We start from the raw sequence: 12,018 nt of genomic DNA on the forward strand, positions 1-12,018 counted from the left end.
GTCAGGTACGTGCTGGGACGGCGGGCGTGGACCCAGTAAGCCATCTCGGCAGCTGGCAACCGGGCGGCATAATCGCGGGGTTCTAACTAGAGTGTGGCCGTGGCGTGGAAGGGGCCGAGTGCGGCTGAGCGAGAGCTGTCTGAACTACTGCGGGCGCGGGATCTGTGCGTGAGCTGGGCCCGGATAAGGCGCTGGCGTGAGTTCGGGGCCCTGCCGTGGACCACCCGGCGCGGTCTGGGAAGAGGTGCCGGATCGGTGTCGGAACTCACGGCCGATACCGCCAGGGTGGCCGAGGCCCTTGCTCTGGCCACGGCCAGGAAGACGCGTCTCGAAAAGGCCGTGCTCCGCGTCTTCACCGTGCACCCGCGGTGCGAGGATGCGTTCGTCGCCACCTGGGTTCCGCTGCCCGAACGTGGGGTTCGTAAGGCATTGATGTGGTACCTCGGCCAGGACCGGTCAAGTGCGGTGACCGTCGTAGAACGGGCTGTCGAAGCCGTAGGCGACGATCCTGAGCGGCGTGCGGAGGCCGCGCATGCTGCCGCACACGCCTACTACACCAGGCGCTATCACCAGGCGCGGAGAATGCGCTCGGCAGGTGGCAACGTCTGCCCGGCTGATCCACACAGCCGGGCAGACGCTCAGGGACTGGCTACGTTCGCGGCAGCCGCAGTGCTCGGCCTGGAGGAATTCGGCGTGGACAGCGTGATGAAATCCCTCCAACAGTCACTGGGGTCAGAAGACGATGAAGCCTCGTCAGCTCAGGCGTTCGCCGAGATGACGGCCATCGCCGCGCAGCGCGAGCTCTCCGGCAACAGGCTGGCCGACCCGAGCTGGATGCTCACGGCCGACAGGGCACGCCGACTGCGCGAGACGGACTACAGCACCATCTGCACAGTCCGCCACGTGCTCGCTGTGCTGGTGGAGTCCGCCCTGCCGCTACGCCTGGCTTACCGGGCCTTCCTGCAGGATCCCGCACTGCAGCACATCGAGCAGGTCCGTGCGGCCAACCCGCGCGTACGCCACTACCTGGACTACACGGAATACATCAGCCGTCGCTCTCCAGCCGACGCCTGGGAATCGTTCACCTCTCTGCTGCTCAGCATCTGCACCGACCGAGAAAGGCTGGAAGCCTTCCAACAAGATGTCACCGCCCTAGACCCGGCCCTCGACGAGGTCCACGCCCTAGGCCGGCACGCGGCAGCCCGCCTCGCACCGGCCTCGGCGGCGGCGAGCCGCCCGGCCTGAAGGCCGCCCCGACGCGGGCGGGATCTTCCCCCAGCCGGTCCGCTGGTTGCCGTCATGGTCAATTCGGCAGTTTCAAGGGCTGCCTTGAGGCGGTCGAAGTGCCATGCCCGAAGGCAGCATTGGGCGTCTGGGCGGGCGGTATGTGCTGTTCCTTCGTACGCTCCCCTGCCGATCAGATCGTGTCGTCCTCTGCGGTCGGCCAGCCGAAGGGGTCTGTGTGCTCGATGTCGTCCGTCCTGGCTTCGTTCACGTTCAGCAGCAGCGTTTGTCGATGAGTTTCAGCAGCAGTTGGCGATCAACGCGCTCGCAGATGTTCACGGGAAATGACGGTGCTGCCGTCAGTGAGGGCGTTCGTGCCGATCACAGGGATGACCGGCACCTTCGGGGAAGCAGGCACGGTAATCTCGGGCCATGCCCGAGACATCGGTGGCGCACTTCTACGACGAACTGGCTGATGACTACCACCTGATCTATTCAGACTGGGACGCGAGCATCCGTCGGCAGGGGGGCGCCCTGGACGCCTTGATCGGCCAAGAGCGCGCGGCCGTCCTCGACTGTTCCTGCGGCATCGGCACGCAGGCCATCGGCTTGGCGCTGCACGGGCACCGGGTCACCGGGACCGACCTCAGCCCCCGCGCCGCCGCTCGCGCTGCCCGTGAGGCCGCCCGCCGGAACCTGAGCCTGCGCACGGCCGCTGCCGATATGCGACGCCTCCCGTTTCCTGATGGCCGGTTCGACACGGTCGTCTGCGCCGACAACTCGCTGCCTCACCTGCTGACTGAGCAGGATGTGCACGCAGCCCTGGCCGAGATGCGCCGTGTGCTGCGTCCCGACGGCCTGCTGCTGGTCAGCACACGCCACTACGACGACCTGCTGCGCGACCGCCCAGCTTCAACGCCTCCACAAGTCCACAGGAACGTCGACTGCGACGACGGCGAAGAACGAACCGTCAGCTTCCAGCTCTGGCACTGGCACGACGACGGCGAGCACTACGACCTGGAGCACTTCCAACTCCTTCCGGCATGCGGAGAATGGCGCGTCCAGGTCCGCCGTACTACTTACTGGGCACTCGGCGGGGACCGGCTGGCTGGCCTCGCAGCCGAGGCCGGGTTTGTCGACCCCGAGTGGCGGATGCCGCAGGAGACGGGCTTTTTCCAGCCGCTGCTCGTGGCCCGCGCCGGTGAGTAGGTGACTCCATCTCTCGGCGTGGGAGGGCAGGTGTCAGCTAGCCTTGGCGGGTTCCTCAGCGCGTGCTCGGGTGGTGGCGAGGCGGTATGAGTCGGTGCCGGTCTCGATGATGGTGCCGTTGAAGGTGAGGTGGTCGACGATGGCCGCGCAGAGTCGGGGGTCGGTGAAGGTTTTGGTCCAACCGCCGAAAGACTCGTTAGAGGCGATGGCGACGCTGTTCTTCTCCTCGCGTTCGGTCAGGACCTGGAAGAGGAGTTCGGCGCCGCGGCGGTCGAGTTCCATGTAGCCGAGTTCGTCGATGCAGAGCAGGTCGACGCGGCCGTAGCGGGCGATGGTCTTGTTCAACTGCTTCTCGTCGGCGGCCTCGACCAGTTCGTTCACCAGCTTGGTGGCGAGGGTGTAGCGGACGCGGTAGCCCTTCATCGCCGCCTCCGTTCCCAGGGCGATGAGCATGTGGGACTTGCCGGTGCCGGAGTCCCCGATCAGGCAAAGCGGCTGGCTCTTCTTGATCCACTCGCAGCTGGCGAGGGTGTGAATGGTGGCCGCGTCGATGTTCGGGTTGGCGTCGAAGTCGAACGCCCGAAGCGACTTCTCCCGCGGGAAGCCAGCCGCCTTGATCCGTCGTTCCGAGCGTCGCCGGGCCCGGTCGTCGCACTCGGTCATCAGCAACTCGGCGAGGAAGCCTCGGTAGGTCATCTGGTCCTTGACCGCCCGGTCGGCGATGTCGGTGAACTCGTTGCGGATCGACGGCAGCCGAAGCAGGCGGCAGGCGGTGTCGATCGCGGCGTCGGCGGCCTGCTCGGTCAAGCCTCGCTGGCGGGGCAGGGTCACTGGACTTCTCCCTCACGTTGGTCACCACCGCTGGTGCGGCGGCTTCGGAGCAGTTGGTCATAGGGGGTCACCGACGGCAGAGGTCTGGTGTCCGGCGGAAGGTGTGCCAGCCGCCACTCATGCAGGGATGTGACAGTTGCCGGGGCCTGCCCGGAAACCGCCGGGATGGGTGTGCCGACGGTTGGCTCGTCCTCTGCCTGGGCGGCCTTGCGGGCCTCCAGGGCGACCGCGTCGGCGGTCAGGGCGCCGGCCTGAAGGGCGGTGGCCAGGCCCGCGACCACATGTTCGTGGGCGAGGTGCCGGTTCAGCAGCAGGACCTCGATCAACGCCCGGGTACCGTCCCGCTCGCCGTGAACCTTGCGGGCCTGGGCCCACCAGGCGTCATGGACCGGGGTGAACTTGCCCGCTGACCGGGCCTGTTCCAGGGCCGTAGCACCAGGGAAGGCCCCCGGCTTGCGGATGAGGACTTCGAGATAGTGGTCCAGGTCCAAGCGGCAGCTGCCCTTCGCAATCAGCCTCTCGTGCCGGGCCACCTCGACGTTCCTGTCGTAAACCACCAGGTGAGAGGCGTGCAGGATGACTCGCACCCGCTTGCCGATGAGGCGGGTCGGGACCGAGTAGCGGTTGGTCCGGACGGCGATCTGGCTGTAGCGGTCGACGCGCGGCGTGAACAGCCGGCCGGTCTCGAACGGCTCCTCCGGCAGCGGCATCAACAGAGGGTGCTCGACGGCGAAGTACTCGTCGACGGTCCGCGGCCGTGAACCGATCCGGCGATGCCCGTCGTGCAGGTCCCACTAGTCGACCATCTCGTTCAGTTCGGCGAGGGAGCCGACTTCCGGGACCGGTGTGAAGTGGTTGCGGCGGAAGTAGCCGATCATCCCTTCGACGCCGCCCTTCTCATGGGCGCCTTCGATGCCCGGGCGGCAGTAGAAGCTCTCGATGTTGAAGTGCGAGCGGAAGGCGATCCACCGGTCGGTCTCCACCCGGGCCCGGTTCAGCCCCAGCACCTGGGCGACGGCCGACTTCAGGTTGTCGTAGCGGATCTTGCTTCGCGGGACACCACCCAGCGTGCGAAGGGCGTGCAGGTGTCCTTCGAAGAAGGCTTCCTGGCCGCAGGAGGCGAAGACCCGGTGGACGGCTTTGCCCGAGTAGGACAGGCGGAGCGAGAACAGGTAGCAGGTCACCAGCTCGCCGGCCAGGCGCACGGTCACGTCGCCGAAGTCGACCTCTGCCTCGTGGCCGGGCAGGTGGGTCTGCGGCACGAACGCTTCCACCGGGGCTTTGCCCGAGGCCGCGAGGATCTCCGGCTTCCTGTCAGAGACGTAGCGCCGGACCATCTGGTAGGACACATCGGCGCCGTGCTCCTCGATGAGCCGGTGAAAGATCCGCGTGATCGTATGCCGCTGCTTGCGCGGCGCGTCGAGGTCCGTCCGCAGCATCTCGTCGATCACCGGCTTGTACGGATCCAACGCAGTCGGCCGCGGCGGCAGCTTCTTCCGGGGCTCCGGCCAGACGGAGTCCACGGCCTTCTTGACCGTTCGCCACGACACGTTGTACTTGCGCTCAAGCTCGCGCATCTTCATGCCGGCACGGTGATCACGCCGGATCGCCGCGTACAGCTCGACCTTCGACATCTGCGGCATGACCAGGACCTTTCACCAGGAGCATCCCGATGCTGTCCTGGCAAGTACCGCAGTGCTGTCAAAACTCGTGAACATCACCCGACCGTGGATCTGGGTGCCTCCCAAACCCGTGAACAACTGACGTCACTACTCGTGAATAAAGCCATCCGTCCAGTAGCCGTACCGTCCGCCGAGCACCAGCAGCAGTGCCTGCGGGTCGAGCGAAGCGGATGACGAGGCCGAGGCCGCGCACGGTGCTCACGGCAGCCGCGGACAGGTGAGAGCGCAGGGCGTGTTCGGTGAATGCTCCTGCAGGAACAGGCAGGTCGTCGGAACGCCGGTACCACCCGAGACTCAGAACCGCTGGTGTCGCCCCACGGTTCGCAGCGGCGCTCTATAGGAAGTGCCACGAAGCTGTCCTTGACTGATGCCACTGCCTGCCAGCGCCTGATGCCACTAGACGCCATGGACCGAAGACGGTTTCACCACGTCAGAAGGCAGGCCCAGGGGATCCGATGATGCCAGGCAAGCGGCATGCGGCTACTGACACTGAAACGGCACTTCACAAGCGGCGCCAGGAGCTCGAGGAGATTGATCCGGCGTGGTGTCCGCAGTGGCCGGTGGACTGGCAGCGCTGTTTCCACCTGGCCTGGCTTCATGTGGCTGGCGGTGGGTCGCTTATGGCGGAGGCGGGTGCGGTTGTCGTGGCCGGGGACGACCTGGGCCGGTGGGCGCGCGAGCAGACGTAGCGCTGGGACGACTTGAGTGTGGCGCAGCAGTGGATGCTGAGTGAGGTGCTCGGGCTGCGGCCGGCCGCTGAGCCGGGTCAGCGGGCCGCTGAGCCTGTGCATCGGCGCAGTCGTGCTCAGAAGTGGGCGGCCAATCTTGAGGCAGCTCGGCAGTTCGCGGGGCGCGAGGGCCATTTGGAGGTGCCGAGGTCCCATGTCGAGATGGTGGACCGGGGTGCCGTCAGCCTGACGTACAGAGATCGTGGTGGGGCGCACGTCGTTCCCGGCCGGCTGGCCGTTGTGGAAGTGGCCGAGGGTGGAGAAGACGAACAGCCCGCCCGGCACCAGGGCATCGGCGACGGCGGGCAGCAGGATGTGCGGGTCGGTGAAGTCGACGGCCCCGAACACGGATTAGCAGATGTCGAACGCGACCGACAGCTGTTGATATCGTCGGCGGCCTTCGCGTGCAATGACGCGAAGGGACTGCAGTGAAGGAGAAGGACGCCTCCCCTGTCGTGCTGTCCGAGCGGCTACCCCAGGCAATCCTGACGTCACAGATTCTTCCGAAGTGGACCGCATCGTCAAGGATTTCCTGCAGAACACAACAGACGACCCCGAGTGAAGGGCCGACGCCCACCGTGACGTGGGACAGCCCACCAAGCGGGCCGCCTCCACTCCCCCACTTCAAGAATCAACACATCCCAGAACGTTCCACTCCCTCACCTTCAAAACCAAGACGCCAACCCGCACCCATGCCTTCATATCCCAGAACCGGCTGGCTGCAGCGCGGCGGGGGCCACGGCCCGGTGGAGGTCCGCCTCCTCGACGCAGCAGCGCAGGCCCAGTCCCACCGCCCGCAGCGCGCCCGGGCAGCGCACTGGGCCCTGCACCCTCTCTCCCGGCCCGCCCCGCGCGCTGCCGCTCGCCGCGCTCATCGTGGCTGTGCACACCCGCCCCGACGGAACCGGCACAGCCAAGATGGATCTCCACCTGTGTGGACAGACGCCCCATCAACTCTCCGATCCACTCAACCAGCTGGCTGGTTCATGCCTGTTCGCCTCGGGGCGATGCGCGCCGCAGGAGACCGAGGTCGCGTGGCAACTGTTGCGCTCCGGCTGAGCCGCCGAGCATGCTCAGTGCCCACCAGGCTCGGCGCCTCAAGGCAGGGTCGAAGTATCACCCAAGCTGTGCATGAGGGTTGACTCGATGAGCGGATCCTCCCGCACTCCAGCGGGCCACAGGAGTTGCGCTTCCCTCGTCCCGCCAGGCGTCTGACTCCACGTCTCGGGCGGAAACAGCGTCGCGGCATGGCGCTCTCAGGGCTCCCGGGCCGCTCCGCGTCAGCCTGAGGTCCATCGGAGGGAGCCGCCCCCCGGCGTGGAGCATGGCACGGCCCTCGCATGGTCGCGTCGCAGAGCTGTCGGCCGGGGCTTTCGCGCACGCCCGGACGCCGGCTCTTATGCCGCCAGGGCGGGTGAGGCTCCGAAGACCTCTTCGAAGGGATGCGCCCGGTGGGTGGCGACCAGGACCCAGGCCCCGCTGCGATGCGGCCGGGCGTGGGCGGCGTAGTTGTGGACTTCGGATGGCGTGAGGACTTTGAGATCGCCGAAGACGTAGTACAGGGGTGTCGGGAGGTGGGCGCCGGTGAAGAGCAGGCCCGCGCGCAGGGTGGCGGTGCTGATGGCGTACCGGTCGGTGTGGGTGCTGGGCATGCGGTCCTTGGCGTCGATGGTGACCACCTCGTCGCCGCGGGCGGCGATCAGGTCGGGGAAGTAGCGCAACGCCGACTCGGTGCGGGCCAGCGCCCGACGGATGGCGGGCGGGTAGACGCCCTGGCCGCAGCCGTGGACCGTCCATCCGTGGGCTCGCAGCGCCCGGGTGACGCGTTGTTCGTGGGCGTCGCCGATCGCTTTGCGGTCCTGCCAGTGCGTCACCAAGGTTGCCCCTCCGCAGAGTTCACGTTGCGTGATACGAACATTCCTCTTTTCGTGCTACTGCCTCATGGCTATGATGCCCCGCATGGAGTCATACGTAGACCCACGCTTTCGTCCCACTCTGTGGCCCGGAACGCCCGTCCCCGCCCCCGAGTTGAGGCCCGTACCCAAGGCACGGGCGGAGGGCGGATGGATCGTCTGGTCCCCCCACGTTCCGTGGAAAGGCGACACGGTTGCGCTGCCGGAGGACTTCTACCTGCACGAGCTCATGGACGTCGACTCCGCCGACCTCGACGCGATCGCCCGCCTCATGCGCACGTACGGGCAGCTGGGCGGCGACGTCGCCTCGGGCGGCTGGGACGCCGAGTACTACGAGTACTATGCCGGGCTCGAGGAGCGACTCCACCCCGTGCACGAATCGTTCGCGTTGCACGGCGAGCTCGCCACGCTGTTCATCTCCGAGGCGCAGGAGGCCGTGGCCACCTGGGTCGCCCTGCGACGCGAGGGCGGTCTCGACGCACTCGTCGACCAGGCGGTGTCCGAGGAGGAACTCGCCCTGTGGCGAGAGGACAACGCCGACCGGTCCGAGGTTTTCCCGCGCGACCTGGAGCATCTGCGCGAGGTGATGCTCGATGTACGGATCAGCGACCTCCGGAGCACTCTCAATGCCGCCCTGCAGCCGTTCAGCATCGGCATCGGCGACCTGGGCGACCGCTACCCCACCATCCTGTCGGTCGCCTTCCTGCAGCTGTACAACCACCTCGCCGAGGACGCCACGCTGCGCACCTGCGCCAACGAGACCTGCCGGCGCACCTTCGTCCGCCAGCGGGGACGCGCCGCCTACGGGCAGAACCGCACCAGCGGCATCAAGTACTGCACCCGCGAATGCGCCCGTGCCCAGGCCCAGCGTGAACACCGCCGTCGCCGCAAGCAGGCCGCTTCCTGATCGTGCCGGTGCGCAACGACCCTATGGTGACGGCGCGTTGCAGGAGCACCCGGTGGCCCGCACAGCCGGAGGTACCGCGGCCGGCCGCTGGGCACCGGCCCCGTCGGCCACTTCCTGGCCCTCCCGGTCGGCCGTGATCCTGTGGTCTGATACGCGGCATGTCGAAGCTGTGCGAGTCCGGTGACGGGAAACCTGCGACCCGGATGGGCGGCACGAGGTGTCAGGCCTGCTACCGGTACCACCGCAAGCACGGAACCTTCGAGAGGGCTGGCTCGCGGCCCCCGATCAGTATCGAGGTCGTGCTCCAGAACGTGTCAGCCACCAAGTCGGGATGCCTGGTCTGGCAGGGGATAACGGACAAGGACGGCCGCCCGCTGTACTACGACGGTGACCGCTACGCGGCGGGCGAGAATCCGCTCGTCTACGTTCAGCGATGGATGTTCGAGCGTTACTCCCGCAAGCCTCTCGCGGCGGGACAGACGGTCACACACGACTGCGAGAACAAGAAGCTGTGTGTCCATCACGCACACGCCGTTCTGTGGCGAGACTTGGGAAACGGGGCCTTCGTGAACCGTGGCGACGGCCAGAATGTCGGCGGCGCGGCCCCTGCCGCCCGGTGCGCGAACGGGCACGACTTCGACGACAACAACATCCCCTACGTGAATCCGACGTCCGGCGTGCGCAGTTGCCGGCGCTGCACGCGGGACTCGAAGCTGCGCGCACGCGGGATTGATCCGGAGTCGGTGCCCTATGTGCCGTATCGCAGAGGCAACACGCACTGCCGGACGGGTCACGAGTACGCCGTCTACGGTTTCAAGAACCGCGGAGAGGGGCGTGTCTGCAACGAGTGCGTCCGGATCAAGAGCGCGAAGGGCAATCTGAAGAAGGGCTACGGCCTGACGTTCAGGGACGTCGCCCGGATGCTGCAGGACCAGGACAACGCCTGTGCCACGTGTCTGACCGTCTTCACTGAGGCTGATCCCGACGACTTCCGGATGGGCGACGCCAATGTGGATCATTGTCACGTCCGCGGGCTCACCCGAGGACTGCTCTGCATGGACTGCAACATTGCGCTCGGCAAGGTCAAGGACAACCCGGAAACGCTCAGCAGAATGGTCAACTACCTGGGCAGGCAAGGGTTCATGCCCGCAACCTCAGGAGCCGGGTCGATGTCGGCAACGACTGGGCCCGAAGCCCGCCAGGCTGAGGCATCCGCCGCCAGTTGACGCGCCTTGTCACAGCTGGTGCGACTGGGCGCCCACAGTCTCGTGTGCCAGCGCTCAACCGACGAGAGGCCGCATCCTCTGCCCTTGCCGGCGGACATCGTTCCGCTTGAGGACTGAGACGTGTCCGATGGCCATGCCCAGATCCGCCTGTGCCCACTCAAGGGGTTGCATAATGCCTGCTTGCCGCCGCCCCGCGGCCGCACAGAGCAGGGCCACAGCTGCGTTACACGCGTAGAAGGCCGCTTCCACACGGGCCCCGCCCGGCGGGTCCAACGAGACGGCCGATCCGAGGCCAGGCACTCGCTCATCATGACCAGTCGGTCCTTCACCGATGAGTTCGCCGAGTGTGTACTGCACTTCCCGAAGCTGGGTAATGACGTATTCGTACGAAGCCATAACGTGCCCTCGTCTGCAGGAGAAAGCCCCTGGTCGGCTGATTCGTGGCCCATCGCATCTCCCTGGTCGGCGTCTTTCCATAGTGTTCCGGCCGTCAGGGCAGGGAGGCCGACCGAACGGAACTTCCCTCGTACGGGCCCCTATCGTGCTCAACTCGCCCGATCCGCTGCCGACTCGACTTCTGAAGTGCTAGGACACATCGAGTGAGCCGGCGAGGCTAAGAAGTGTCTCTTTTCCGCTCGCACGATCGTTCTTGGTCGAACAGGGTTCTGGATCGGGTGAGTTGGCTGCGGTGCGTGCATGAAAGAAGGGCCTCCTGGTAGCACGCGGGTGTCGAGTCCGTAAGCGCCACAGGAGGCCCTGTTGTCGCAGTTGTACGCGGTCGTGTCTATGGAGTCCAGCTCGCCCACTCGGGAGTGTGACTGTCTCGCCCACAGGTTCGGGAACGCGGCCGACCACCCGGACCGCTCATCCCGCTACGACTCGGACATGAGTGATGCGGAGTGGGTCGTGGTGCGGACCGCGCTGCCGGTGCCGGCGTGGATGGACGGCCGGGGCAGCCGCCCGGAGGGCTACTGCCACCGCCAGCTGATCGATGCGATCCGCTACCTGGTCGACAACGGCGTCAAGTGGCGGAACATGCCGGCGGACTTCCGCGGACTTCCCGCCCTGGAAGCGGGTCTACGCTTTCTTCCGCCGCCGGCGTGACCACGGCCTGGTCCGTGAGTTCCACGACCGTCTCCGCGAGCGCGTGAGGAAAACGGAGGGCCGGGATGCCGAGCCGACGGCGGCCATCATCGATTCGCAGTCGGTGAAGGCCGACGCCACCGTCAAGAACGACTCACGCGGCTTCGACAGCGGGAAGAAAATCAACGGCCGTAAACGGCACGTGGTCACCGACTGCCTCGGCCTGGTCCTGACGGTGCTGGTGACGCCCGCCTCCACCACGGACCGCGACGCCGCCCGCACGATGCTGCCCCCTTTGCGGGAGACCTGCCGGAAACTGAAGCTGGTCTGGGCCGACGGCAGTTACACCGGCTACCTCGTCGACTGGGCCGCCCAGACACTCGACCTCGCCCTTCAGGTGGTCAAACGCAGTGACGACACCAGCGGCTTCACGGTCCTCCCACGCCGGTGGGTCATCGAACGCAGCTTCGCCTGGCTGATGCGCAGCCGCCGTCTGGCCCGCGATTACGAAGCACGGACGGACAGCAGCGAAGCCATGATTCTCTGGTCGATGACCATGATGATGAGCCGCCGCCTCGCCCGCCGCACCCCTACGCAGCAACAGCGTCCGCGGATCCTGACGCGGGCAGCGTGAAACGACCCGGCCTCTCCTCCACCAGCCAGCCCCGCTCCACCAGCCGCTTCAGCTTCCCCCGAGCGCCCTCGACGCGGGAAGCAACGGAGCTGTCCCAGCCCAGGGCCACCGCCGTCTGCCGAGCGGTCAAACTGCCGTCGGCCTCACCGAGAACGGTCATGATCCGCCGATAGTCCGCACCGAGAACATCCACCGGCACCCCGTCCTCCTTGCGGGCCACCGTCCTGCGCGGCACCGCCACCACCGGCTCCTCAACCCCGGCCCCGGCCGCCCCGCCGGACTCCATATCGACGCACGCGTCCTGCTCGTCCAGGGCTTCCAGATACTGTTCCAGGCCGATCACCCGGTGGTTCAGCACCTCTTCGGCCTCCGCGAGAGCGGTCCGCACCCGCTCGAACTCGGCCCGCCGCTCCTCCACCCGCACGAGCGCGGACTTCTCACGGCTCTCGAGCACGGCCCGCATCGACGGCATCGGCCACCTCCACATCACCCAGGACGAACATGACGGCCTCAGCCTGCCTGAAACACCCAGGGATCACGCCTGACCTGCGGAAACTCGCACATCAGATTCGGAAAAGAGA

10 protein-coding genes and 1 pseudogene are annotated in these 12,018 nt (G+C 66.9%); 6 read left to right on the forward strand and 5 right to left on the reverse strand.

Annotated features, from left to right (window positions below; translation table 11 throughout):
- Nucleotides 1-255 precede the first annotated feature (255 nt).
- Together OG456_RS50020 and OG456_RS50025 are read left to right on the forward strand one after the other, a co-directional pair.
- Nucleotides 256-1,245: a hypothetical protein gene (locus OG456_RS50020; RefSeq protein ID WP_266571833.1), complete on the forward strand. Its 990-nt coding sequence runs from the start codon at nucleotides 256-258 to the stop codon at nucleotides 1,243-1,245.
- Nucleotides 1,246-1,656: 411 nt separating this feature from the next.
- Nucleotides 1,657-2,433 carry a class I SAM-dependent methyltransferase gene (locus OG456_RS50025; RefSeq protein ID WP_266571834.1) on the forward strand — a complete coding sequence of 259 codons (777 nt, stop codon included), beginning with the start codon at nucleotides 1,657-1,659 and terminating at the stop codon, nucleotides 2,431-2,433.
- 33 nt (nucleotides 2,434-2,466) lie between these two features.
- Here the strand turns inward: OG456_RS50025 and istB are convergent, their stop codons facing one another.
- From istB to OG456_RS50045, 4 genes and pseudogenes are all read right to left on the reverse strand, one after another.
- On the reverse strand, nucleotides 2,467-3,264 hold the full coding sequence (gene istB, locus OG456_RS50030; protein ID WP_266571835.1) for an IS21-like element helper ATPase IstB: 798 nt from the start codon (nucleotides 3,262-3,264) through the stop codon (nucleotides 2,467-2,469).
- Nucleotides 3,261-4,898, reverse strand: a pseudogene (istA, locus tag OG456_RS50035) (IS21 family transposase). The gene istB and the pseudogene istA overlap by 4 nt, the downstream one beginning before the upstream one ends.
- A gap of 470 nt (nucleotides 4,899-5,368) precedes the next feature.
- On the reverse strand, nucleotides 5,369-6,022 hold the full coding sequence (locus OG456_RS50040) for a hypothetical protein (RefSeq protein WP_266571836.1): 654 nt from the start codon (nucleotides 6,020-6,022) through the stop codon (nucleotides 5,369-5,371).
- Nucleotides 6,023-7,071: 1,049 nt separating this feature from the next.
- On the reverse strand, nucleotides 7,072-7,548 hold the full coding sequence (locus OG456_RS50045; protein WP_266571838.1) for a hypothetical protein: 477 nt from the start codon (nucleotides 7,546-7,548) through the stop codon (nucleotides 7,072-7,074).
- Nucleotides 7,549-7,633: 85 nt separating this feature from the next.
- On the opposite strand from OG456_RS50045, the gene OG456_RS50050 reads away from it, so the two are divergent.
- From OG456_RS50050 to OG456_RS50065, 4 genes are all read left to right on the forward strand, one after another.
- Nucleotides 7,634-8,494, forward strand: coding sequence for a CGNR zinc finger domain-containing protein (locus OG456_RS50050; protein WP_266571839.1), 861 nt, complete (start codon nucleotides 7,634-7,636; stop codon nucleotides 8,492-8,494).
- Nucleotides 8,495-8,793: 299 nt separating this feature from the next.
- A complete protein-coding gene (locus OG456_RS50055) occupies nucleotides 8,794-9,720 on the forward strand; it encodes an endonuclease domain-containing protein (RefSeq protein WP_266571840.1) in 927 nt (308 codons plus the stop codon).
- Between the two features lie 786 nt (nucleotides 9,721-10,506).
- Nucleotides 10,507-10,824, forward strand: coding sequence for a transposase (locus OG456_RS50765; protein ID WP_323136499.1), 318 nt, complete (start codon nucleotides 10,507-10,509; stop codon nucleotides 10,822-10,824).
- Entirely contained in the window at nucleotides 10,712-11,437 is a 726-nt protein-coding gene (locus tag OG456_RS50065) for an IS5 family transposase (protein ID WP_266571841.1), read from the forward strand. Before OG456_RS50765 ends, OG456_RS50065 begins: the two co-directional genes overlap by 113 nt.
- On the opposite strand, the gene OG456_RS50070 is transcribed toward OG456_RS50065, so the two are convergent.
- Nucleotides 11,394-11,909: a hypothetical protein gene (locus tag OG456_RS50070; protein WP_323136497.1), complete on the reverse strand. Its 516-nt coding sequence runs from the start codon at nucleotides 11,907-11,909 to the stop codon at nucleotides 11,394-11,396. The two genes, OG456_RS50065 and OG456_RS50070, sit on opposite strands and share 44 nt — an antisense overlap.
- Nucleotides 11,910-12,018 lie beyond the last annotated feature (109 nt).

It is taken from the genome of Streptomyces sp. NBC_01446, assembly GCF_026340095.1.
Taxonomy (GTDB): Bacteria; Actinomycetota; Actinomycetes; order Streptomycetales; family Streptomycetaceae; genus Streptomyces; species Streptomyces aureus.

What these genes read in the sequence shown, in the direction of transcription:
- OG456_RS50065 (WP_266571841.1), top strand. Translation starts at nt 10,712, where the DNA reads ATGCGATCCGCTACCTGGTCGACAACGGCGTCAAGTGGCGGAACATGC.
- OG456_RS50025 (WP_266571834.1), top strand. Translation starts at nt 1,657, where the DNA reads ATGCCCGAGACATCGGTGGCGCACTTCTACGACGAACTGGCTGATGAC.
- OG456_RS50050 (WP_266571839.1), top strand. Translation starts at nt 7,634, where the DNA reads ATGGAGTCATACGTAGACCCACGCTTTCGTCCCACTCTGTGGCCCGGA.
- OG456_RS50070 (WP_323136497.1), bottom strand. Translation starts at nt 11,909, where the DNA reads ATGCCGTCGATGCGGGCCGTGCTCGAGAGCCGTGAGAAGTCCGCGCTC.
- OG456_RS50765 (WP_323136499.1), top strand. Translation starts at nt 10,507, where the DNA reads ATGGAGTCCAGCTCGCCCACTCGGGAGTGTGACTGTCTCGCCCACAGG.